This window comes from Intestinibaculum porci (genome assembly GCF_003925875.1).
In the GTDB taxonomy this organism is placed as follows: Bacteria; Bacillota_I; Bacilli_A; order Erysipelotrichales; family Coprobacillaceae; genus Intestinibaculum; species Intestinibaculum porci.
Genome location: NZ_AP019309.1, coordinates 2,965,105 through 2,989,487, shown reverse-complemented (window position 1 = coordinate 2,989,487; position 24,383 = coordinate 2,965,105). Strand labels below are relative to the sequence as shown.

Annotated in this window: 19 protein-coding genes and 1 riboswitch; of the genes, 6 read left to right on the top strand and 13 right to left on the bottom strand. The window is 42.3% G+C overall.

What is annotated here, in order from left to right; genetic code table 11:
- Window positions 1–48: 48 nt before the first annotated feature.
- The 10 genes from SG0102_RS14275 to SG0102_RS14230 are packed head-to-tail and all read right to left on the bottom strand — an operon-like array spanning window position 49 to window position 9,824.
- On the bottom strand, window positions 49–1,185 hold the full coding sequence (locus SG0102_RS14275; RefSeq protein WP_125120558.1) for an iron-containing alcohol dehydrogenase: 1,137 nt from the start codon (window positions 1,183–1,185) through the stop codon (window positions 49–51).
- The gene (locus SG0102_RS14270) at window positions 1,185–2,432 is read right to left on the bottom strand and encodes an aminotransferase class III-fold pyridoxal phosphate-dependent enzyme (RefSeq protein ID WP_125120557.1); all 1,248 of its coding nucleotides are present in this window, start codon (window positions 2,430–2,432) and stop codon (window positions 1,185–1,187) included. Before SG0102_RS14270 ends, SG0102_RS14275 begins: the two co-directional genes overlap by 1 nt.
- A 4-nt stretch (window positions 2,433–2,436) precedes the next feature.
- Window positions 2,437–3,387: an NAD(P)-dependent oxidoreductase gene (locus SG0102_RS14265; protein ID WP_125120556.1), complete on the bottom strand. Its 951-nt coding sequence runs from the start codon at window positions 3,385–3,387 to the stop codon at window positions 2,437–2,439.
- Window positions 3,368–4,447, bottom strand: a complete 1,080-nt coding sequence (locus SG0102_RS14260) for a pyridoxal phosphate-dependent aminotransferase (RefSeq protein WP_125120555.1) — start codon at window positions 4,445–4,447, stop codon at window positions 3,368–3,370. The genes SG0102_RS14265 and SG0102_RS14260 overlap by 20 nt, the downstream gene beginning before the upstream one ends.
- Before the next feature lies 1 nt (window position 4,448).
- On the bottom strand, window positions 4,449–5,285 hold the full coding sequence (locus SG0102_RS14255) for a dimethylarginine dimethylaminohydrolase family protein (protein WP_125120554.1): 837 nt from the start codon (window positions 5,283–5,285) through the stop codon (window positions 4,449–4,451).
- 14 nt (window positions 5,286–5,299) lie between these two features.
- Entirely contained in the window at window positions 5,300–6,937 is a 1,638-nt protein-coding gene (locus tag SG0102_RS14250) for a M20/M25/M40 family metallo-hydrolase (protein WP_125120553.1), read from the bottom strand.
- Window positions 6,938–6,940: 3 nt separating this feature from the next.
- Window positions 6,941–7,588 (bottom strand): GntR family transcriptional regulator, encoded by a 648-nt coding sequence (locus SG0102_RS14245; RefSeq protein ID WP_162300215.1) that lies wholly within the window; start codon window positions 7,586–7,588, stop codon window positions 6,941–6,943.
- A gap of 32 nt (window positions 7,589–7,620) precedes the next feature.
- Window positions 7,621–8,346 carry an amino acid ABC transporter ATP-binding protein gene (locus SG0102_RS14240; protein WP_125120810.1) on the bottom strand — a complete coding sequence of 242 codons (726 nt, stop codon included), beginning with the start codon at window positions 8,344–8,346 and terminating at the stop codon, window positions 7,621–7,623.
- Window positions 8,347–8,356: 10 nt separating this feature from the next.
- A complete protein-coding gene (locus SG0102_RS14235) occupies window positions 8,357–9,040 on the bottom strand; it encodes an amino acid ABC transporter permease (protein ID WP_125120551.1) in 684 nt (227 codons plus the stop codon).
- A 19-nt stretch (window positions 9,041–9,059) separates the two neighbouring features.
- Complete coding sequence (locus SG0102_RS14230; protein ID WP_125120550.1) at window positions 9,060–9,824, bottom strand: transporter substrate-binding domain-containing protein; 765 nt, start codon at window positions 9,822–9,824, stop codon at window positions 9,060–9,062.
- Between the two features lie 274 nt (window positions 9,825–10,098).
- Window positions 10,099–10,203, top strand: a riboswitch (TPP riboswitch).
- Window positions 10,204–10,251: 48 nt separating this feature from the next.
- Here SG0102_RS14230 and thiM point away from each other — a divergent pair.
- From thiM to cytX, 3 genes are read left to right on the top strand one after another with little or no spacing between them, the layout of a single operon-like run.
- A complete protein-coding gene (gene thiM, locus SG0102_RS14225; protein ID WP_125120549.1) occupies window positions 10,252–11,073 on the top strand; it encodes a hydroxyethylthiazole kinase in 822 nt (273 codons plus the stop codon).
- The gene (gene thiD, locus SG0102_RS16010) at window positions 11,060–12,493 is read left to right on the top strand and encodes a bifunctional hydroxymethylpyrimidine kinase/phosphomethylpyrimidine kinase (RefSeq protein WP_125120548.1); all 1,434 of its coding nucleotides are present in this window, start codon (window positions 11,060–11,062) and stop codon (window positions 12,491–12,493) included. Before thiM ends, thiD begins: the two co-directional genes overlap by 14 nt.
- Window positions 12,483–13,640, top strand: a complete 1,158-nt coding sequence (gene cytX / locus SG0102_RS14215) for a putative hydroxymethylpyrimidine transporter CytX (RefSeq protein WP_125120547.1) — start codon at window positions 12,483–12,485, stop codon at window positions 13,638–13,640. Before thiD ends, cytX begins: the two co-directional genes overlap by 11 nt.
- Window positions 13,641–13,654: 14 nt before the next feature.
- Here cytX and SG0102_RS14210 read toward each other — a convergent pair whose 3' ends face one another.
- The 3 genes from SG0102_RS14210 to SG0102_RS14200 all read right to left on the bottom strand — a co-directional run bounded on the left by SG0102_RS14210 (window position 13,655) and on the right by SG0102_RS14200 (window position 17,614).
- Window positions 13,655–14,764 (bottom strand): 5-methyltetrahydropteroyltriglutamate--homocysteine S-methyltransferase, encoded by a 1,110-nt coding sequence (locus tag SG0102_RS14210; protein ID WP_125120546.1) that lies wholly within the window; start codon window positions 14,762–14,764, stop codon window positions 13,655–13,657.
- Between the two features lie 119 nt (window positions 14,765–14,883).
- A complete protein-coding gene (locus SG0102_RS14205) occupies window positions 14,884–16,242 on the bottom strand; it encodes a sodium-dependent transporter (protein WP_125120545.1) in 1,359 nt (452 codons plus the stop codon).
- Window positions 16,243–16,258: 16 nt separating this feature from the next.
- Complete coding sequence (locus tag SG0102_RS14200) at window positions 16,259–17,614, bottom strand: sodium-dependent transporter (RefSeq protein ID WP_125120544.1); 1,356 nt, start codon at window positions 17,612–17,614, stop codon at window positions 16,259–16,261.
- 270 nt (window positions 17,615–17,884) lie between these two features.
- Between SG0102_RS14200 and SG0102_RS14195 the strand changes: the two genes are divergently transcribed.
- The 3 genes from SG0102_RS14195 to SG0102_RS14185 all read left to right on the top strand — a co-directional run bounded on the left by SG0102_RS14195 (window position 17,885) and on the right by SG0102_RS14185 (window position 24,381).
- The gene (locus SG0102_RS14195) at window positions 17,885–19,978 is read left to right on the top strand and encodes an EAL domain-containing protein (protein WP_125120543.1); all 2,094 of its coding nucleotides are present in this window, start codon (window positions 17,885–17,887) and stop codon (window positions 19,976–19,978) included.
- A gap of 139 nt (window positions 19,979–20,117) precedes the next feature.
- The gene (locus SG0102_RS14190) at window positions 20,118–21,503 is read left to right on the top strand and encodes an IS4 family transposase (RefSeq protein ID WP_125118177.1); all 1,386 of its coding nucleotides are present in this window, start codon (window positions 20,118–20,120) and stop codon (window positions 21,501–21,503) included.
- 253 nt (window positions 21,504–21,756) lie between these two features.
- Complete coding sequence (locus SG0102_RS14185) at window positions 21,757–24,381, top strand: GGDEF domain-containing protein (RefSeq protein ID WP_148668868.1); 2,625 nt, start codon at window positions 21,757–21,759, stop codon at window positions 24,379–24,381.
- Window positions 24,382–24,383: the final 2 nt, after the last annotated feature.

The following is a 24,383-nucleotide window of genomic DNA, read 5'->3' as shown; positions in this document are numbered from 1 at the left end:
GGGGATGGAGTCACATATAGAGGGATGTTCCCTCCCGTAAGACAAAATTTATAAGCATTCTAATAAGATGTTATACAGTTCATCACGAGAGAACTGTTTGGCACATCCAGGCATGATATTACATGTATCAGCGACTTTTCTTAAGATTGATTTATCGGTAATATGCATATCTTTAAAAGTTGTTGGTAAACCCATTTCTTTGATGAAATGAGCGAGGCAGTCAATAGATTTTTCGGCGATCTCTAAGTCATCACCTTTTAAATCCCATACGACTTTACCAAACTTCACAAAGGCAGAAATGTTGTAAAGATAGAGATGTTCATAAAAATGAGGCGTGATGACAGCTAAACCATAACCATGGTTACAGTTTGTATAAGCACCTAATTGATGTTCAATCTGATGGATCTGGAAATCAGTGATTTTCCCAATTTTGAGAATACCATTTTCTGCCATCGCTGAATCCCACATGAGTTCACTGCGGATTTCTTTATTCATTGGATCTTCTTTCATTTTTAACATGTTTGTGACTGTGTTTTTCATAATTGCCAGGGCAATATCATCAGAGACATTCTTATGCTTGCCAAAGTAAGTTTCCATCGCATGAGAGAAGGTATCAAAAGCGCCAGAGATGACCTGAGGCATCGGAACGCTCATCGTATAATTGACATTAAGTAAGGCAAATTTAGCATAACTGCCCATTAATGGCCCTTTAATATGTTTGTCTTCATTGGTAATAATAGCGATATTGTTCATCTCCGAGCCAGTGCCAGAAACGGTTAAGATCGCGCCAAAGGGAATACCACTGGTGGTATATTCTTTACGTTCCTGCATCGCCCAGATATCTTCATCTGTTTTGGCTTGAAGGGAGACAATCTTGACGCAGTCGAAGACACTGCCGCCGCCGACCGCTAAGATAAAATCAATTTTATGCTGACGACAAAGCTTAGCGCCTTCCTGCACTTTCGCATAAGTGGGGTTAGGCATAATGCCGGAAAACTCTACGACGTTTTTATCTAAGCGCGTAAGCATCGCCATGAGTTCATCATAGATGCCATTTTTCTTAATTGATCCGCCGCCATAGGCCAAAAGGATATTCTCACCAGCTTTGGCGAGTTCTTCTTCAATGACATTGCTGTCTTCATTGAAGTAAACGGTCATGGGCATACGATAGGTAAAGTTATTCATTAGGCTGCCTCCTCAAAACATTCGTCTAAAACTTTTAAGCAGAAATCAATCTCTTCTTTTGAAACGTTTAGAGGAGCGATAAAGCGGATGACATTATGTTTTCCGCAGTCTAATAAGAGGACACCTTTCGCTAAGGCTTTCGTGCGAATTGCTTTGACTTTAGCGGGATCAGATAACTGCATCCCGATCATGAGGCCGAGGCCACGGACGTCGGTGATGAGCGGATATTTCTTTTGTAAATCATAGAGTGCTTCTTTGAAATATGATCCCATCTTCTGACAGTTCTCTAACAAATGTTCATCTTCGATCACTTTTAAAGTTTCCAGAGCCGCCGCGCAGGCTAATGGGTTACCGCCAAAGGTACCGCCATGGGCGCCGGGCTGCCATTTTTCCATAATCTCTTTTTTACCGATAATGGCGGATAAAGGAATCCCGCCGCCTAAGGCTTTGGCGCTGGTAAACAGATCTGGCTTGACACCAAACTGTTCATGGGCATAAAGCGTGCCGGTGCGCCCCATCCCGCACTGCACTTCATCAAAGATCAGCAAAATGCCATGTTCATCACAAATCTGACGTAAGGTTTTGAGGAAGTTTTTTGGCGGGACAATATAACCGCCTTCACCCTGAACTGGCTCTAAGATCATACAGGCCACCTGCGATGGATCAATTAAGGTCGCGAAGAGTTCATGTAATTCATCAACGGTCTTCTGAATCGCTGCATCATCATCGGCAGGCGTTAAAGCATGGGGATAATCGACAAAATAAACCGCTGGCATTAAGGGTTCATAATGTTTACGATAAGCGGCTGAAGAGCCTGTAATTGACATGGCGCCATAAGTGCGGCCATGGAAGGCATTGTGAAAGGCAATGACGCCCGGGCGGCCAGTGACATATTTGGCACATTTCATCGCCCCTTCATTAGCTTCGGCGCCAGAGTTCGAGAAGTAAACCATCGTATCACCGCCAGTGAGCTCTACTAACTTTTCGCCTAGTTCCACATAAGATTCATTGTAGACAACGTTATGTCCAACATGAATCATCGTTTCTAACTGCTTTTCAATGGCTTTGACCACGCGTGGATGGCGACCGCCTAAGTTATTGACGGCCACGCCGGAAGCGAAGTCTAAGATCTTACGGCCATCTTCAGTATAAAGATAGCTGCCTTCACTTTTCACAACACCTAATGTTGTAGCTCTGGCTGCAACGGGTGAAAACACTTTTTTTGCACGTTCATACATAGTACTCATATTTTTATTTCCCCCTAACAATTTCCTGGATGCGATCTGGCTCATTACGCAGATAGTAAGCTGCGTTTTTACCAGCGATCGTAAATAATCTTTGAATGGATGCGGTGGAATAAAAAGCCGCATGTGGTGTTAAAATAACGTTATCGCGATGTAATAAAGGATGATTGTGAAGATCTGGATTTTCCTCACTTAAGACATCTAAGCCGGCTCCCGCGATTGTATGCTCATCTAAGGCTTTGACTAAAGCCGCTTCATCAACTAAGCCGCCTCTTGCCACATTGATAAAGAAAGATGTCGATGGCATCGCTTGAAAGAAAGCGTCATTAAAGTAATGGGAGTTCGTCTTGGTTAAGGGCATATGGCTGATAATAAAATCAGCCTGTGCGCCCGTTTCTTTAGAGACAATGGGATAAGTTGCTTTTTGCACGAAAGGATCGACAATGGAAACCTTCATGCCTAAGGCATGACAAAGAGAGGCGGTGATTTTACCGATATGACCGAAGCCGTAAATTGTGACACTGGAGCGATCAAGGGTTTTCATGGGAAATTCCTGATACTGCCAGTGCTCATGATCAACATCATTTTTATAGAAAGGCAAGCGCCGATTCAAACTCATTAATAAGGAAAGGGCATGCTCGCTGACTTCGCGGCTGCAGTATTCTTTGATGTGCATCAGGGTGATCTGATGTCTCGCTAACGCTTCTAGATCACAATTTGAATATCCGGATGCAGAAATACTAATGGCCTTTAAATGGGGGGCTTTGCGAAGGAAGCTTTCATCAATTTTGAGATAAGCGGTTATAAGTACATCGGTGTTATGTAGGAAGTCGAGAAACTGCTCATCTTCATATGCACACAAAGAGACATCGGCCTCGCAAAGCCCCGTAATAGCTTGTTGACTTAATTCATATTCTTGCGTGAAAGTATTACGATAATCACTGATCAGGACTTTCATAACCTTCACCTACAATTTCTTTAATGGCATATAACACCTTTAACATCACATCAAAGCTGCCAATCGTGATACGTAAGTAATTATTAATTCGTGGGGTATCATAATGCCGGACTAAAATATGTCTTTTCTTTAATTCTTTGAAGAGATACGTTGCAGAGAAATGGGGATGGGTAATAAATGTAAAGTTGGTTGTTGTATTGATAACATCAAAACCTAACTTCTTTAAATCTTTTTCAAAAGCATCCCGCACATCACAGACCTGATGGATACATTTCTGCCAGTAGTCGACATCACGGGCCGCCGCTGCCCCCGCTTCAATAGCTAAAGAAGACATATTGAAGGGGTTAAAGGCAAATTTGATCTTGTTCATATCGGTGATCATATCTTCATTGGCAATCGCAAAACCAATTCTTGCCCCGGCCATATTCCGGGACTTAGAGAAGGTCTGCACAACTAATAAGTTGTCATACTTTCTGACTAAGGGAATACATGATTCGTTGCCGTAATCGACATAAGCTTCATCGATGATGACCATTCGTTCCGGATTCTTTTTAACGATCCGTTCAATCTCTGAAACGCTGATGGCGATGCCGGTAGGATTGTTGGGATTGGCTAAAATCACATCGCCATCATAGTCGACATAATCATCGACATTGATGGTAAAGTCGTCATTCAGCGGGAACTGGGTAAAGTCTAAGTTATAAGTCGTCGCATACGTGCGATAGAAATCATAAGTGATATCAGGGAAGGCAATCTTCATGCCTTTTCTAAAGAAACTCATCATACAGAAAGCTAAGACTTCATCCGCGCCATTACCGACGAAGACGTTCTTTTCGTCAAAGCCATAGACTTCGCCGATCGCCTGTCTCAATTTGTGACAGTGGGGATCAGAGTAGAAACCCATGCCTTCATATTCCGCTTCATTAAGAATTTTCAAAACGGCTGGGGAAGGGGGCAAAGCGGATTCGTTGGCATTGAGTTTGATCCATTTGCCTTCCGGCTGTTCGCCAGGAAGATAGGGTTCCATATTGGCATAATCATCTAGTAAAAAATAACTCATATTATTTCCTTCTTTCTAGCGGAAAGCTCATGCAATGTGGTCCGCCGCCGGCTTTTAAGATTTCCGTAATCTCTAATTCAATGACCTGCATGCCCATTTCAGTTAACTGTTTATTCACCTTTTTATTAGAGGCTAAGGAGAGAACGCGGTGATCCCCAATAGCCTGGAGATTGCAGCCATGATGGAAGATATCTTCTTCTTCCACGGTCACAAAGCGGATGCCTAAATCTTGCATTCGGGCTATAAATTCTTTAGGCAAGCCATCGACATAGGCCACGGCAATGGTGGGATCGACTAAGTTAAAACACATATCCAAATGCAAATAACGAGGATCGGCTTTGACCGGAATTAACGCATAACCTAAGGGATTGAGAATGGCTTTTAATTCTTCAAAGCCTTCTTCATTGGTGCGATCAAGCATGCCAATAGCAATCGTATGATCATTGATAAACATGAAGTCGCCGCCTTCGAAGAAGCCATGTTTGACTTCGCCTAAACAAGGAATGCCTAAATCCGCCATTTTCTTTTTATAATCTTCATGTTCTTTATAACGGATCGGTAATTTGAACCGGCCCATCACGTAACCTTCCCGGACACAGCCGCCAAAGTCTCGCGAGAAAACAGAGTTTGGACGCTTTGGATCACTATCTAAGTATTCCACTTTAACGCCGGCTTTGGCATAAGCATCGGTGAAGAGCTGGTGCTCTTTTTTCATCTTTTCCAGATCGAGATCTAAATCCCATCTTTTGGCGATTTCATTAATTCGCGCAGCTTTTAAGTAATCTGGCTTAGAAACCAGCACTCTTGTTAAAACATCAGTACCATTGGTGACATACATAATCAATACCCCCTCTAAAGTAATGTATGAACTGCTTCTAAAATGAGTTGTGGTAAAACTTCAAAACTGTAAGGCTTATAGACGCGTTCCATCCATTTATGAGCATCTTTGCCATAAACGCCAAAGTCTAAAGCCGGAATATTTAAGGCTTTCATTGTCGTCGTATCAAGGTTGTAGAGATATTTCATCGCTGGGAAGTTCTCCTGCAAAGCGGTAATAGATTCATTGGAATCATCAATCTTGATATAAGAGCTATCCGATAAGGAAGGGAAGAACTGGAGAACTTTATAATCCAGATGCACTTTTTCACCAAAGTTTTTGACCATCTGGGTCAATTTATCTTTTAATGCTTTTTCCTGCCCATCTTCATCTTTTAAAGTATTGTGAGGACAATACGGCGCCGCAAAGTATAAGACAATCACCGGATCATTAATGGCTAATTCATTAAGCATACTCTTGACCATTGAGATGGGAATCTCTCGCTGATCTTCGCCGCGCTCATTAAGAATCGCCGCAATCTTTTCTAACTCGCTGTAATGATCGTGATCAAACGTCTCCAAATACTTTTCTTTTAACTGGGCAAAGGTATAAACCTTTGGATGAAAGGTATAAGGGGTGTAGCTGGTATGAGTGAGTCGGCAGAACTTCTGATACTGCGTATTTAAGTAATCAAGTTCTTCATCGAGAATCTCCTGAGCCACTTTGGTAAACTTCGGAATGGTCTCGGTAATTTCTTCATTATGAACCAGATAATTGAAATAGACAAAGCTATCAAAAGCTGTCTGCACATTATAGCTATCCTTGAGATCTTTCATCTTCAGCACCATCGGCGGCAGGGTATATTCATCGTTATAAACATCTAAGAAATCGGTATTTAAGGTGATGCGATCAACTAACTTCGCCGCAATGCGGGAGGCATCGAAGCCTTCAAAAGGCTGACCGACATGGGTTTCCTTTCCCTGAATATAGAAACAGGGTAAAAGTTTTCCGACGGTTCCCATGTAGACGTAATGATGTGGATCATCAGGATAAAGCGGACAGGTATAGTCATTATTGATCGCTGCGACATACTCTAAATGATAAGTTTCTTTTAAAGACATGAGAATCGGTGTTTCTTCAATAATACCTTGATGGCGATTTTCTTCGACGGGATTAATAGAAAGAAGAATATTTCCACTCAGCTCAGAGACATTTTCTGCTAAGTGCTTTAATAAAACGAGGAAGACCGCGTCGCCGCTTTTCATATCTAAAGCCCCGCGGCCAAATAAGTAATCCCCCGAATCCAAATCTGCCTGCATTTCTTTTGGTAAAGTCATCTGATGCAAGGCTTTTTCTAAGGCGTCAGGATCAAAGGCATAAGGCTTAAGGCTCTTATAATCATCCACGCCGACGGTATCCATATGCCCATGCCAGATCAGGGTATGGGGATTGTCATCCTTTTCTCCCAGCAAAAGGGCCATAACATTGCGTCTTTGCAGGGCATCATCTTTTAACGGCTGGATGATGATCCGATCGGGATGTTTTCTAAAATAAGGGATCTTCTGTAAATAACTTTCGATATAATCGGCGATGGCTTTTTCGCCGCCATCTGAGCCATTAACCGAACAAATAGAAACGAGCTTTTTGGTTAATGTTTCGATTTCTTCTTTCATATCTTAGTCCTCCTCCAATAAACGTTTTTCTACGTTACAAATATGTCTGTCCATCGCTTCTTGCGCTTTTTCAGCGTCATGAGCGGCGAGGGCATCAAGTAAAGCCTGGTGCTCTTTCATCGCCTCCAGGGCGTTAGGTTTGAGTGATCCTGAGAGGATCAGAAAGCGTTTCTGAAGCAGTTCAATCTGCGCTAAGTAATCATCAAAATACTGATTGTTTTTACTGTGAATAATGGCACTGTGAAACTTCTCTTCATATTTTAAGAAGTTCTCAAAGTCACTCTTTTCTAAAGCCTGAGTCTGTTTATCATAATACTTTTGTAATTTCTGCAGATCACGTTCCGTAATGGATTTTGCCCACTCTTTCGCACAGTAAGATTCCATCACGCGACGCAGTTCTAAAGCCTGGGAAATATCCTCTGGAGTGATATTAGAAACAGTAAAATTATGGGAGTGATCTTTTTCGATCAAATGATCGTAGTGGAGCTGTCTTAAAGCTTCACGAACAGGCGTGCGCGAGATCGCTAAGGCTTTGGAAAGATCTTCTTCTTTTAAGCAGGCCCCGGGACGGAACTCGCCGGAGATAATCGCATTTTTGATAGATTGATAAGCTAATGTTGATAGTGATTCTTTGCGTCCAATCGTCTGCATGATCATCCCTCCCTCGTATATGTATACAATTATCAATGCATGACTTTACTTAAGAATAATTTGGCTCGATCACTAGCTGGGTGATCGAAGAACGCTTCGGCGGTATTTTCTTCCACGATGGATCCGTTTTCCAAGAAAATAACGCGATCGGCAACGGTGCGGGCAAAGCCCATTTCATGGGTGACGATGATCATTGTCATGCCTTCTTTGCCTAAATCCTGCATAACCTCTAAAACTTCTTCCACCATTTCGGGATCTAAGGCACTCGTTGGTTCATCGAATAACATGATTTCTGGATTCATGCATAAGCTGCGGGCAATGGCTACACGCTGTTTCTGACCACCAGAGAGTTTGTTAGGATACTGTGAAGCTTTATCATCAAGGCCGACCCGTTTTAAATATTTCATCGCGATTTCGCTCGCCGTAACTTCACTGCGCTTGAGAACACGAATCTGCGCTAAGGTGAGATTTTCTAACACAGTCTTATTTGGAAATAAGTTGAAGTGCTGGAAGACGAAGCCCATTTTCATACGCTGGGCTGCGTATTTTTTGTTTTTCGGATCATAGAGCTGATCCTCGATATAGATTTTGCCTTCTTCAGGCTTTTCTAAGCCGTTAATAGCGCGAATCAGGGTCGATTTCCCCGATCCGGAAGGTCCGATCAAAACGACGATTTCGCCTTTATGTAATTCTAAAGAGACGTCGTTTAAAGCCTTTAAGGGGCCAAAATATTTGGAAATATGATCAACTTTGATCATTGTTTTTGCATTAGTCACTGGCAGATAACCTCTTTTCTAATTTTCTTGATAAGTAAGAAATCGTTAAAGTCATGACAAGATAGAAGGGAATGACTAAAGTATAAGCTGACATGTAGTCATAGTAGGTATTCCCGATATTCTTGCTGGCCTGGAATAATTCGACGGCACCAATCGTCGCTAATAAGGATGTATCCTTAATCAAAACGACGAATTCATTGACTAACGTGGGGATAATCAGTTTCACAGCCTGAGGCAGGATAATAAAACGTAAGGTATCCGCTTTGGATAACCCTAAGGTGGAGCAGGCTTCCCATTGTCCTTTCGCCACCCCATTAATGCCGGAACGGATAAATTCTGCCTGGTAAGCAGCGGTGTTCATACTCATCGCAATCACCCCGATCAGATACTGGTTCGGGCGAATGACGCTGCCGGTGATCTGACCGATAATTAAAGGGATGACAGTAAAAATATAAGAAATTTGCACTAACATTGGCGTCCCGCGAATGACTTCAATATAGAAGGTTGAAATAGCATTGAGCACTTTCTTACTAGACATGCGCATCGCCTGTAACAGCACCGCTAAGACAAAGCCGATCGCTAAGGAGATCGCGGCTAAGCCTAGCGAGATGAGTGCAAACTGAAAATAGTAAAGCAGATTAGATGGTGTAAATATTTGTCCTAATGCTGGAAACATAGAATACCCCCTCGGATTGTTATTTCTCTAGCGGCTTAAGACCATATTTGTCGGTTAAACGTTTATAATCTTTCGAAGCTAGGAATTTCTTTAAAGCTTTGTTCATTAAGTTGATCATCTTGGTATTGCCTTGCTTGGCCACGATATAGTTCTTTTCATCTTTTAAAGACTGTGGCATGATATCAAAGCCTTGAGCTTTCGCATATTTTTTTGCGACGGCTAATTCGACGATGACGGCATCAAACTGTTTGGCTTTTAAAGCCGGGAAGTTTTCCTGGGCATTAGAAACGGAAGAAACAGTGGCTCCTTTGACTTTCTTGGCCGCTTCTTCACCTGTAGAACCGGTCTGGGCCGCTAACTTTTTCCCTTCGAGATCTTTTAAGGTTTTTATGCCAGATCCTTTATTCACAACAGCCATCTGCGCCGTCGCTGCATAAGGCGTTGACCAAGATACTTTACGTTTCTTGTTATAACTGAAACCAGAAATCCCGACGTCAGCCTGATTAGCCTGGAGCTGGGTGATGATGTTATCGAAAGACATCTGATTGTATTTAAATTTATAGGTTGTAGTCGAAGTATTTAAGTAAGATGGGAAAAGCTTAATCATATCGGCATCAAAGCCAACAATTTTCCCTTGCTTATTAAGTGATTCATAAGGTGCATAATCTGGCGCGATGGCCACGTTGATGGTGACGGTCTTTTTACCACTCGAAGCACTAGTTCCGCATCCGGCCATGGTGCAAGCAAGTGCGCCGGCAATACTCAACTTTAGAAAACGATTCATTGAAATTCCCCCTTTGTTTATTTCTATGCCTTGTATTCTACTCTTATTATTTCTAAATTCAATAATAAATTATCATCATAATAAGATAATATTAAACATAAATGTGAAAAAGCACCTTTTCATCGCTGCTTTTTATATTTGTAAAAGTGATAAAAAATTATTGAATTAACTAAAATACTGTATACAAGATACGTATTTTCCTTAAAAGTGATTCCTTATAAAGTCGTGATTTTTAAGAAAGCGTTGACACAAATAAGTGGTCACCTTATACTGAAAGAGAAAACAGGGGAGCTGGCAAACCGGCTGAGAGTGAACTGTGCGTTCAGACCCATAACCTGATTTGGATAATGCCAACGGAGGGATATACGCGTTTTAGCACGGATAGACGTCTTTTGGTGTCTATCCGTTTTCATTTGGAGGAAAGAAAATGATTGAAGAATGTTTGAAAAACGTACGCGAAAATCATCCCTTAATTCACAACATCACCAACTATGTCACGGTGAATGATGTGGCTAATGTCGAATTAGCCTGCGGTGCGAGTCCGATTATGGCTGATGAAGTCTTAGAAGTCGAAGAGATTACAAGTATCTGCCAGGGCCTCAATATTAATATTGGCACCCTCAATACCAGAACGATTGAAGCGATGAAAGTCGCCGGTAAGAAAGCTGCCTTTCTGCACCATGCTTTGTTGCTGGATCCGGTTGGGGCCGGTGCCAGTCATTTGCGCACCGATACGGCGCTTTCATTATTAGCGGAAACGCATTTTGATGTCATTCGCGGGAATGTCTCAGAATTAAAAGCTTTAGCTTTGCAAAGCGCGGATACCCATGGAGTTGATGCCAGCGCCGCGGATGTTGTGACAGCGGATAATCTGGATCAAATGATCACTTTTGTGAAAGATTATGCGCATGAGAGAAACTGTATTGTTGCCATGACGGGAGCCATCGATTTGGTCGCTGATGATCAGCAGTGTTATGTTATTACCAATGGCACTAAGGCGATGTCAGGGATTACTGGCACTGGCTGCATGTTATCTGGGTTAATGTGTGCCTATTTAGCCGCTAATAAAGAGCATCCTTTAGAAGCCTGCGCAGCGGCGACGATGGTGATGGGCTTAGCTGGGGAAATTGGTCTGTCACATTTGGCCTCTTATGAAGGTAACAGTTCTTATCGTGACCATATCATTGATGCGATATCCCTAATGGATGAAAAAACTTTAAAGGCAGGTGCCCGCTATGAAATCCGCTAGTTTACAGGTTTATGCCGTCACCACGCGCTGCTATTTACAAGGCAAGTCTTTATATGAAGCGGTCAAAGAAGCGATTGCGGGCGGGGCCACGTTTATTCAGTTAAGAGAAAAAGATGGGCCAACGATTTCAAAGGCGGCGTTATTAGAGGAAATTGCTCACATTAAAACCTTATGTCATAAACATGATGTTCCTTTTGTCATTGATGATGATGTGGCTTTAGCGATGGAAACGGACGTAGATGGGGTGCATGTGGGGCAGGAAGATATGAACTGCCAGGATGTACGTAAACTGATCGGTCCCCATAAAATCTTAGGTGTTTCTGCGCAAACGGTTGAGCAGGCGATTGCGGCCGAAAAGCAAGGCGCCGATTATTTAGGGGTGGGGGCGGTGTTTCCTACCAATTCCAAAGACGATGCGCAGGATGTCTCTAGACAGATGCTGATTGATATTTGTGAGGCTGTTTCTATTCCGGTCATTGCCATTGGTGGCATTACCCATGACAATGTGCGTGCTTTAAAAGGGACCGGCATTGTCGGCGTAGCGGTGATTTCTGAAATATTTAAAGCTTCAGATATTACGAAAGCCACGCAGACATTATCACAGGCCGTCCATAAGATGCTTAGTGATGTGCCGACGGCCTTAACGATTGCTGGCAGTGATGCCAGCGGCGGTGCAGGCATTCAGGCGGACCTTAAAACGATGATTACCAATCATGTCTATGGCATGTCGGCGATCACCGCGTTAACGGCGCAAAATACGTTAGGCGTCAAAAGTGTGATGAACGTGACACCTGACTTCTTACGTGATGAACTTGATGCCATCTTTACTGATATTTACCCGGAAGCGGTGAAAATTGGGATGGTTTCCGAAAGTGCCTTGATTCATGTCATTAAAGAGTGTTTAATCCATTATCAGGCCAAACATATTGTCCTTGATCCGGTGATGGTCGCCACCAGCGGCGCTAAACTGATCAGCGATGACGCGATGAACGTTTTACAGGAAGAACTGATTCCTTTAGCTGAGGTCATTACCCCGAATATTCCCGAAGCGGAAATTCTCAGTGGCTTATCGATTTCAAATGCCCAGGAGATGGAAGCGGCTGCGCAGGCTATTTATGAGCGTTATCACACGGCTGTTTTACTTAAAGGCGGTCATGCCATTAATGATGCCAATGATCTGCTTTATGATGGTGATATTGTCTGGTTTAAAGGCCAGCGCATAGATAATCCCAATACCCATGGCACCGGCTGCACGCTCTCTAGTGCCATCGCTGCGCATTTGGCTAAAGGAGAAACCCTCACAAGTGCTATTGCCAAGGCCAAACAGTATTTAAGTGATGCCTTAGCGGCGCAGCTTGATTTAGGTCATGGCAGCGGTCCGTTAAATCATGATTTCAAGGAGATGCCTTATGACAAATAAAGTAACATTACGTGATCAGGGTCTGGTCTGGTTTGGCGCTGGCGTTTCCATCGCCGAGATCTTAACGGGAACTTACTTAGCCCCGTTAGGCCTCATCAAAGGATTATTAGCGATTATCTTAGGTCATCTGATTGGTGGCATTCTCTTTTACTTAGCGGCTTTAATCAGCGCTCGCCGCCAAAAGAGTGCGATGGAAAGTGTCAAGGATACCTTTGGCAAGCAAGGCGGCAAGCTTTTTGCTTTTCTTAATGTCTTACAGCTATTTGGCTGGACGGCGATTATGATTTATGATGGCGCCTTAAGTGCCACAGCAATCTTCCATACATCGCCGCGCATCTGGGCGATTGTCATCGGCGCACTCGTGGTTGTCTGGATTGCTTTAGATGTTTCTTCCATCGAGAAAGTGAATATGATCGCGATGCTTGGCTTATTTGTTTTGAGTATTGTTTTGTGTGTCGTCATCATCTCGCATCATACGATGCATTCTCTTCATGGGACCATTGCCTTTGGCGCAGCGTTAGAGTTATCCGCTTCCATGCCTTTATCCTGGCTGCCGGTAGTAGGCGATTATATGGTGGATTGTGAGCAACCGCAAAAGTCAGCACTGGTGAGCACTATAGTCTATAGTTTAGCAAGCTGTTGGATGTTTGGGATCGGCATGGCCGCGGCACGAATGAGTGGCACTGGGGATATTGCGACGATTATGGTTAAAGCGGGCTTAGGCATCGCTGGATTACTCATTATTGTTTTTTCTACAGTCACGACCACGTTTTTAGATGCTTTATCGGGCGGGATTTCCACCCAGTCTTTAGATGATCGCGGGGATGGCAAGAAAGCCGCTATTGTCATCAGCATTTTGGGGACCGTTGGCGCCTGTCTTTATCCGATGGATAATATCACCAATTTCCTGTATCTGATTGGTTCGGTTTTTGCGCCGATGATTGCGGTGATGATGACCGATACCTTCATATTGTCAAAGGAGACGAAAAAAGACTTTGACATTGTGAATCTGATCGTCTGGCTGATTGGCTTTGCTTTATATCGATTATTTATGCGCTTTAACTGGATCGTCGGCTATACCCTGCCGGATATTATCATCACGATGCTTATCAGTTTGATCATGCATAAAATGATAAAAAAACGATGAGAGAGATCTCATCGTTAACCCCAGACTTCCTGGGCGATTTCTTTGACGAGGCGGATCTTTTTCCATTGATCGGCCTCGGTTATTTTATTGCCTTCTTCAGTTGAAGAGAAACCGCACTGCGTGGATAAGCATAACTGTTTAAGTGGGACATAATGGCTGGCTTCATGAATACGTTTTATAATATCTTCTTTCTTTTCTAAAGCCGCAAATTTAGAAGTCACTAACCCTAACACAACATATTGATCTTTAATGTACCGCAGAGGGGTAAAGTCACCAGCGCGATCACTGTCATATTCTAAGAAGAAGCCATCAACTTTGCAGTGGGTAAACAAAATGGGGGCCACTTTTTCATAGCCGCCGCTAGAAAACCAGGTGCTGCGGAAGTTACCACGGCAGATATGCATCGTGATCGTTAAGTCAGCCGGTTTAGCGTCAATGATTTGATTGATCACCTGCACATACGCTTGGCCGACTTGATCGACATCGATACCTTGTGAAAGATACTGGGCACGTTTGTTTTCATCACAGAATTCTCCCCATGAGGTATCATCTAACTGAATATAACGGCAGCCTTCATTATAGAAAGCGTGAATGGCATCAATATATGTCTGGGCAATATCATGAAATAAGACATCTTCATGATCTTTATAACGATCGATAGGGGTATAAGTGCTATGGGAGCGAACGCAGGCAATCAGGTGTAACATTGATGGGGAAGGGATGGTTAATTTCGTATCTGTTTCTCCAGCAATGCTTTTTAAATAGCGGTAATGATCTAAGAAAGGATGATCCTTAGGGAAACGCACTTGATTTGTAAAGGTTAATGTGGCCCCATGTGGTTTATCGCCTTTGAATTCTACGGACCAGTGATCCGCTTCAACGTGTTTCACACCCTCTAAAGCTTCTAAGAAATCCATATGCCAGAAACTGCGGCGGAATTCACCATCCGTGACAGCTAATAAGCCATTATCTTTTTCTTTCTGGACAAGCTCAGCGATGCAGGCATCTTCTACTTGTTTTAAATCTGAAGCCGTAATGAAACCGGCTTTATAATCACTTCTTGCTTTTTGTAAACGGGCTGGTCTTAAGAAACTGCCCACAATATCATATCTATATGGTCTCATGTTTATATCCTCTTTTCTTTGCAGGCTTATCTTAACACGACTTAACGATATAGTATAATATCTAATTTCTATGATTTGCTATAGATGAAAACTATAAAAGTCCCTCGTGAGGGACTTTCTTAATGGATCAGACCAAGGATGATGATCAGTAAGATAATGACTGGTAAGATCCAGGTCATATAGAAACGCATGCCATCAATGATTTTGAGGCCTTTGCCGGTGTTGGCTTCTTTCTTAAAGTGCTCCCAGCCCCAGCCATAACGGCGGGTGCAGAAGAGAACGAAGATGAATGAGCCGCCCGGTAAAATAATATTTGAGACCAGGAAGTCTTCTAAATCCATAAAGTTCGTTCCAGCGCCTAAGGGGTGAATGCCGCTTAAGACATTAAAACCTAAGGCACATGGCAGCGATAATAAGAAGACGAGCACGACATTGATAAGAGCTGCTTGCTTTCTTGAAACAGAAAATAAATCCATCGTGCAGGCCATAATATTTTCAAAGACCGCTAAGACAGTGGAAAACGCCGCAAAGGACATGAAGACAAAGAATAACGATCCCCATAACCGGCCCAAAGGCATATGATTGAAAATATTAGGTAAGGTAATAAAGATGAGTGAAGGGCCGCTATTAGGTTTGACATGATAAGCAAAGCAGGCAGGGAAAATAATGAGTCCTGAAACGATCGCCACAAAGGTATCTAAGAAAGCAACGTTGATGGATTCAGATAATAATGCGTGCTTCTTATCAATATAAGAACCAAAGATGGCCATCCCGCCCATCCCAACGGATAAGGTGAAGAACGCCTGATTCATGGCGGCGACGATAACGTTTAATAAGCCAATCTTTTCAATTCGTTTGACGCTCGGGAATAAGTAGAACTTCGTTCCTTCCGCTGCGCCCGGTAAAAAGAGACTGTTCACCGCTAGTACGACCATGATGATTAACAAGGCGATCATCATCACTTTGGTGATTTTCTCTAAGCCGTTTTGTAAGCCTTGGGCATTGATCAAGAACCCTAAAACGACCACGATGCCCATCGCAATGACTAACTGCGCGGGATTTTTTAACATCTGATTAAAGATATTTTGCACCTGAGTAGGTGGTTTATGGGCGAAGGTGCCAGTGGCACTCATCGCAAAATAAGAAAGCATCCAGCCGGCAACGGTCGTATAAAACATCATTAATAAATAATTGCCGATCATCGCGATCGGGCCATGCAGATGCCAATGTGAGCCCTTTGGGGCTAAGGCATCATAAAGTTTGACGGGACTTTTACGGCTAGCGCGGCCCATCGCAAATTCCATCGTCATGACCGGAACGCCTAAGATCAGTAAGAAAAATAAATAGATCAAGACAAAAAGGCCGCCGCCATTTTGACCAACTAACCAGGGAAACTTCCAGACATTGCCAATGCCGATGGCACAGCCGGCGCTCAGTAAGATAAAGCCGAGACGGCTTTTCAGTTTTTCTCTTTCCATTGAAAAATTCCTTTCGTTAAATCAATCCTAAAATGAGGATGATGAGAATAATGACAGGAAGAATCCATGTCATGTAAAAACGCATCCCATCAACGATCTTTAAGCCTTTTCCCATGTTCGCTTCGGCTTTAAAATTGTCCCAGCTCCAGCCATAGCGCTGTGTGCAGAAGAGGACAAAAATCAGGGAACCGCCTGGTAAAAGCAGGTTCGAGACAATGAAGTCTTCTAAATCTAAGAACGTTGTACCGGCGCCTAAGGGCTGAATTCCGCTTAAGACATTAAAGCCGAGGGCGCAAGGCAAAGATAAGATTAACACGGCAATGGCATTGATGAAGGCGGCTTTCTTTCTTGAGACATGGAGTAAATCCATCGTGCAGGCCATAATGTTTTCAAAGACCGCTAAAACGGTGGAAAACGCCGCAAAGCTCATAAAGATAAAGAATAGTGAGCCCCATAAACGACCAAAGTGCATATGATTGAAAATATTTGGCAACGTAATAAAGATCAATGAAGGACCGCTATCTGGTTTCACGCCATAGGCAAAGCAGGCCGGAAAAATAATCAGCCCGGAAACGATCGCTACGAAGGTATCCAAGCAGGCGACATTGATGGATTCGGATAATAAACTGTGATTTTTATCAATGTAGGAACCAAAGATGGCCATCGCGCCAATCCCCAACGATAAAGTGAAGAAAGCCTGATTCATGGCTGCCACCACCACGTTCATAAAACCAATTTTTTCCACTTTCCTGAGACTTGGCAACAGGTAAAAGCTGATGCCTTTGTCAGCTCCTGGTAAAAAGACACTGTTAATAGCGAGGATGAGCATGATCGCTAATAAGGCGAGCATCATAAATTTGGTGATTTTCTCTAAGCCATTTTGTAGCCCTTGGGCATTGATGAAGAAGCCGACGATGACGACAAAGCCCATCGCTAAGACTAGCTTTTCAGGACTTGCCAGCATTTGGGTAAACAGTCCCTTTACTTGACTGGGATTTTTCCCCATGAAGCTGCCATGGGCACTCATGAGAAAATATTGTAACATCCAGCCCGCTACGGTCGTATAAAACATCATGAGTAAATAGTTACCGGCTAAGGCAATGGGACCATGGAGGTGCCAGTGACTGCCTTTTGGCTCTAACTGATCATACAGTTTGACCGGACTTTTGCGGCTAGCGCGGCCCATCGCAAATTCCATCGTCATGACGGGAATCCCTAGAATGATCAAAAAGAATAAATAAAGCAAGACGAATATACCGCCGCCATTTTGACCAACTAACCAAGGAAATTTCCACACATTACCGATGCCGATGGCACAGCCAGCACTCAGTAAGATAAAGCCTAAACGGCTTTTTAATTTTTCTCTTTCCATATAAATAATTCCTTTCCTCTAGGCATTGTATCGAATGATCCTGTAAAAGTGAATATATTTATGAAAATTAACACGATATTTAAAGGAAAATAATAAAAATGACAGAAAAATATTGTACGTTTTGTCGATATTACTCAAAATGTGAAAAGAATATGATTAAGTTTACGAAAAAATATCGTTTTATGCGGTTACATTTGTTATAATGATTTTAATAACAATAGATTGTGAATTCATTAATAAGTCTGTAGAGCTCATTGGGAGGGAGTAATCATGGATGGAAAGGTAAACGATTTGCATAGACAGTTGTATGATGAATTGCCAGTGGGTGTGATTTTGGTAAGTCATGATGAAGAAGAGCGTATTCTCTATCACAATAAAGCGATGCTGGAGGAGCTGCAGTGCGCTAGTGACGAAGATTTTCACCGCTGTACAAGTGACTGTTTTGCCGGATTATATCATGATGAAGGATCAGCCAGTGTCCAGGATCTGGTGTATTCTTCAGCGCATTTAAATAATGATCAGGTATTTTGTTCTTTTGTGACGCGAACAGCTTTAGGGCATTTACGGCGTTTGGAATGTGTAACGCGCAAGGGTGATGAAGTGGGGCGTGACTGCTGGCTGATTGTCATTGTCAATGCCAGTGACCGTAATGAACAGCTAGGGTTAAGTCAAAAGATTACGAAAGTGCAGAGTGCGGACATCTTCTTCACAAAAGCGTTAGAGATCGCTAAAGAAGATAAAGCGAAAGGTGAATTTGGGGTTCATGTTCCCATTTATTTTAATTTAACGAATTTTAAACGTTACAATGAACTCTTTGGCTACGAGAAAGGCAATCGCCTGCTCGATGAAATCGCCTATATTATTATTGAAGAGCTGCCGGAAGCCTATGTCACCCATATGGCCGCTGACAACTTTTTAGCCTTGGCGAAAAAAGATGATTTGACAGCCCGCCTGGAACAGGTCTGTCATCGTGTTAACAATTTTATCCATGAAAATGATATCACGTTAAAAGTCGGGATTCGTTATTTTCATAAAGATGCTTCATTAAATGAACTGAAAGCATCGTTTGATGATGCCGGCATTGCCTGCGCGACGATCAAGCATGATCCGCGGCAGATGTGGGCTGTCTATAATGAGGAAATGAAAAAGCAGGCCTTATTACGGCGTTATGTTATCACGCATTTTGAAGAAGCGTTAAGAAATCATCAGATTGACGTTTATTATCAGCCGGTCATGCGCACGCTCTCGCATAAAGTCTGCGGCCTGGAAGCTTTGGCGCGCTGGCAGGATGATACTTATGGTTTGATTATGCCGGATGACTTCGTGCCTATTTTAGAAGACGTGCACTTAATTGATCGCTTAGATCGCTATATCGTCAAAGCCGTGATCGAAGATCTGCAAAAGCAGATGAAAGAGGGCCCAATTGTACCTGTTTCGATCAACTTCTCACATTATGATTTCGATATTCTTGACATGGTGCACTTACTTGATGAATATGCCTCACAGTATCATATTCCCCGAGATTATTTACGGGTGGAAATCAGTGAAAAGGGGTTAGGAAAAGATAATCGTCAAACCCGTGAGACGATTGAACAGTTACGGGCGAAAAGTTATCATGTCTCCATTGATAATTTTGGTAAAGGCTTTGCCTCATTAGAATTACTGAAACGCTATAAATTTGATGAAATCAAGCTGGATATGGAGTTTATGTCTCGCTTTGATGAAGAAACAAAAAATATTCTTTCATCATTAGTCAGCCTCGCTAAAAAGATGAAAATTCATATTGTGGCTGAAGGCGTCGAAACGCAGCCGCAACATGATTTTTTAGTGAATATCGGCTGTGAAAAGATCCAGGGTTACTATTACTGTGAGCCATTGCGTTTTGATGATTTAAAAGCCTATGGCCAAGCCCATCACCTAGAGTATGAAACGGCTCTGGATGCCCAGATTTATGATCAGGCGGGGCTTATTTCCATGACCGAAATGGCGACGGCCATTTATTATTCGGATGGTCAAAAAGCTTATCTTTTAGCGATGAATGATTTCTATCGCGCAGCCCTTGACGTAGCGCAGTGGGATCAGCTCAAAGATCCGCATTATGTCATTGATTATCAGCACTTTTTGCCGGGCCATGGGTTTCCGGACTTCATCCGGGAAGCAGGATTGAGCAGTGAAATGATGGATTTGACCTTCTTAAAAAATAATGTGTTTTATCTCTTACAGGTCAAACGCATCGCGGGCCCATTAGATCATCAGATCTTTATGACCCATCTTTATGGCATTGAAGATCGCGGCGATGTGTTTAGCGCCCACCATGAACTGATGAATTATATGATGAGCAAATCCCCAATGTCATTCAGTTAAGCATTTTTTGAGCCAGTTCACTCAATTCTACTTGAGTGGCCTGGCTTTTTTATTTTTAAAATAATGCAAAAAAGACTTGACAAGCAAAATTCCGGAATAAATTCATAATCCGAAGGAAATTGTAGGAGGATTTTTACTTATGATTTCTAAACAAGATAAAGAACGAAATTTTGATTATGAAACGGAGGCTTGTGCTTTTAATACTACCCCCGAAGGGGTGAATTTGGCATTGGAAAAATCGATTAAGATGGTTACAGACAATATTGCATGTTATGTTATTGATCCTGTATCTGATATGACAAGAAGCCGTAAAGTTCCAGCTGATATGATTATTAGATTTCTCATTCACAAGGAAGGAAAATCCATCAGATCTGAGATTTGTGAGCAGATGCCTGAAGGTATGGAGTTTCAAGCTTCAGCTTTCTGCATGCAGAGATATAAAATAAAGCCTAATGCATTTAACAGAGTAATGACGCTTTTCAATCAGACTATCAAACCTAAGAACACATTTAATGGCTACTATATCATTGCCTGCGATGGCTCCGACTTGAACATTCCTTTTATGAAGGATCATCCTGAGTTAATCGTTAAAAGCAAAAAAGGAAGGGATTTTTGTCAGATCCACCTCAATGCTCTTTATGACTGCCTTAATGGAGTCTATTGGGACGCAGAAATGACAACACCTAACAAAAAAAGAGAACCTGGTGCTTTGATTACTATGACTGAAAGAAAGTATTACCCAGAAAAATCAATTATTGTATGTGATAGAGGATATGTTTCATACAAACTGATGGCTGATTTTATTGAGAAAGGACAAAAATTTGTGATTAGGTCTAAGGATATTAATATCCGTAGTTCAATCCTAAAAAGATTTGATTTGCCAGATGAGGAATTAGACCAGGAAGTCAGCGTTACACTGACAAGAAGCAATAAACGTTATAATAGCGATCGAAAAAAATATGCATTGGTCAATTCAAATATCGATTTCCCACAAATTGATACATGGAGTAATGATGATTACGTAATAAGCTACAGAGTTGTCCGCATAAAGCTTGATGATGAAAACTTTGTAACTCTTGTCACTAATTTAAGCAAGGAAGAAATACCGTTTGAGTATATGAAAGAGCTCTACCATTTAAGATGGTCTCAAGAACAATCATTTTTTAATTTGAAATATAGAATAGGTTTAAAATATTTCAATTCAAAGAAAGTTGATGGCATACTGCAAGAAGTATATTCGAAACTTATCATGTTTAACGTAACAAGTGTTATTACGAATAGTGTTGATATTCCTGATATGAAAGCTGAAGAGTATGAGAAAAACAAAAAAAGAGTTGCACACAAAACGAAGGCAAACTTTGCCGTCGCAATCACCAATGTACATCTCTTTCTTAAGGGAACTATTTCTGAAAAAGGACTCATAAATAGAATCAAGAAATTTGTAATCCCAATCAGACCTGGAAGATCATTCACTCGAAAAATAAGACCCCAGTCACTAGCTCCTCTGAACACTAGGGTATCATAATTTTTCAAAATCTCAAGAATAATTAGGAAATTAATAAATATAGGGATATTATGCCAAATTACATCAATTTACTTAGGATAAAGCTAAATGAGCAAAATCAAAAAAACAGACCATGAGAATTGGATCATGTTTCGCATTCTCACAGTCTGAAACTTTGGTTAACTGAATAGCCGGTCTCAGCTTTTTCAGATCATTCGTCGCAATTTCAGCTTAATTGAATGACATTGGCAAATCCCTGCGTCTTTTTGTCGGAGTGTTTTTCTTAGACTATAAACGTGATCGTTTTGTGACCGTCCGTTCTCATTTCCATCAGGATATTAAAATAGAAGAAAGCAATGCTTCAATTGACGATACCTTGGAAAGAATTGCGGCGCAGTATGTTTATAAAGATGATCGGCGACGCTTCCTCAGATTTATGCAGAAAGAGCATATTATCAGGGAGACAAAAGCCTCAGCGACCGAAGAAGTCATTATGTATTTCCGTCTTTGTGCATCTGATGGCAGCTATAAATGGTATGGTATTTTCTTACAGTATGATGAAAGTCATGACACGACGAATGTGTATGTGGTTCTCGATACCTGGCGCCGTCAGGTCAGCTTTGCGGAAGTGGAACAGTATTATAATGAAACATACCATCTTAAAAAGCTCGATGATTATGAAGATATCAAACTGAATAAAGGGGAGATGTTCGATGATCTGATCGAATCGATTCGTTTACCAGTTTACTGGAAGAATGAACGCCTAGAATATGAAGGGGCGAACTATGAGTTCCTGAAACTGCATGGCTTAAACGATGCGCAGCTGATGCTTGGTCAAACCGATGCCCAGCTGGGCTGGCGCATTGATGAAACGCATTCCGCGGCGATCGAACATACAATTATTGAAGAAGGCCGCGTTTTCTACGATCTTCATAGCACGATTAATGCCAATGGTTATCCCGCTAGCATCACCGAGGCAAAGTTCCCTTATTATTCCCATGGCCAGATCAAAGGTCTGATCGGTATTTACAGTGATGATGACGATATTAATCATGTTCGCAAGGATATTGAAATGACCAAAGTTGTTGATCCGGAAACTAAGTTCCTGACATATCGGGCTTTCTTAGGCACATTAGAGAAGTTTGATTACAGCTATCGCCGTTATGGTGAAGATTATCTGGTAGTGATTTTAGAAGTCAATGACTTTGTCCGCTATGCCCAAAACTATGGGGAAGAAATCAGAGCCAAGCTGCTCGCGCGAATCGTCACGATCGTCTCACAGATTTTCTATCCGAAGGCTTACTACGGCCGGATTGGTGAAGGGCGCTTTATGGTTGCCAGCAAACAGACGGATATTGGCGCGATGCGCAAGCTCATGTTAAAGGTGATGAAAGATGTTCATGATATTCATGAAATCGATGGCTGCCTCGTGGATATGAACGCCGATTTTTCTTACTGCAAAGGTTCAGAAAGCGAAGATCTCGATCACTTATTAAGAATGTTAAATGAACGGTTAAGTCACGCGCAGCGCCAGCATACCGGCGATGCCATTTTCCAGGGCAATGCCGTGCTTATTACCTTAGAACAGTTTGATGATGCCCAGGATCGCGTTATTATCATGAATCAGGAAAAATGTGAAATTGCCTATATGAATAAAGCGTTCTTAAGTGATAGTCATTTACCATTGAATTATGATTATCGCCATCAGACCTGTTATTCACTGCTGCATGGGCGCACATCGCCATGCGAAAACTGCGATATGGTCCGGCTTTCCGTGCAGGCTTTCTCGACGAGAAAATATCGTAATTTGAATACGGGGATTGATTATGTCAGTCATAGCACCCTGATCCCATGGATGGGCGAACACTATCGCTTTACGGTTGCTATTAACTTAAGCGAATATATGGAAGATAATCAGGCCAATAAGGATCTGTTATATTATGAAATCAATGCCAATGATGCCATTCGTTTAGCGATTGAAGAAACGGATCCAGAAATCGGCATTCAGAAGATGATTGATCGTATTGCCCGCAACTTAGAGGCAGAGCGCTTCTTCATCTTTGAAGAAAATGATGATGATACGGTTAGCTGCAGCTATGAGTGGGAGCGTGATGAAGGCGTGGCCCTCAAGCCGACCCTCCAGCGTATCCCAAAAGCGCGCCTGCAGCACCTCTATGAGCAGTTTGAACGCAATGAAGTCGTTCTCGTACCTAATGGTGAGAAATACCTGCTGGATCATCCAGGCGTCAACTACCTTATTGACGGGATTAAGAGTGCCGTCTCGGGGTACTTACGTAACTCGGAACGCAGTTATGGCTTTACCGAAGTCATTAACCCAAGTCCCAAAACATTCAAAAGCGCCACAGAATTATTAACGACGCTGACCTGGTTTTTGGCTCTGATGTTAAGAAACAGGGATAACTTAAAAGAGATGCAGCGACTGACAAATGAAGATCAGTTAACCGGCGTGCTCAATCGCCGTGGCTTTGAAAAAGCCATTGTGGACATTCCGGAAGGAACAACGATTTTGGCGATCTTTGCAGATATCAATGGGTTAAAACGAATGAACGATACCTATGGTCATAAGGAAGGTGATGCGCTGATTAAACGCGCCACCCAAGTAATGAGTGATATCTTTGGCAAAGATCATGTATTCCGTATGGGCGGCGACGAATTCCTTATTTATAAGGAAATTACAAGTGAAGAGGAAGCAGATCACTATCTCTCGCTGCTGAAAGCCTCAAGTGCTTATCATCAGGTGTCTTTAGCGATCGGCTCTACGATTACGACGGCACCGGTAGAAGATATTAATGCCTTTATAAAGGTGATTGATGCGAAGATGTATGAAGACAAAGGCCGTCATTATCATCGCCGTTCAACCGACCGTCAAAAAGCTTAGCG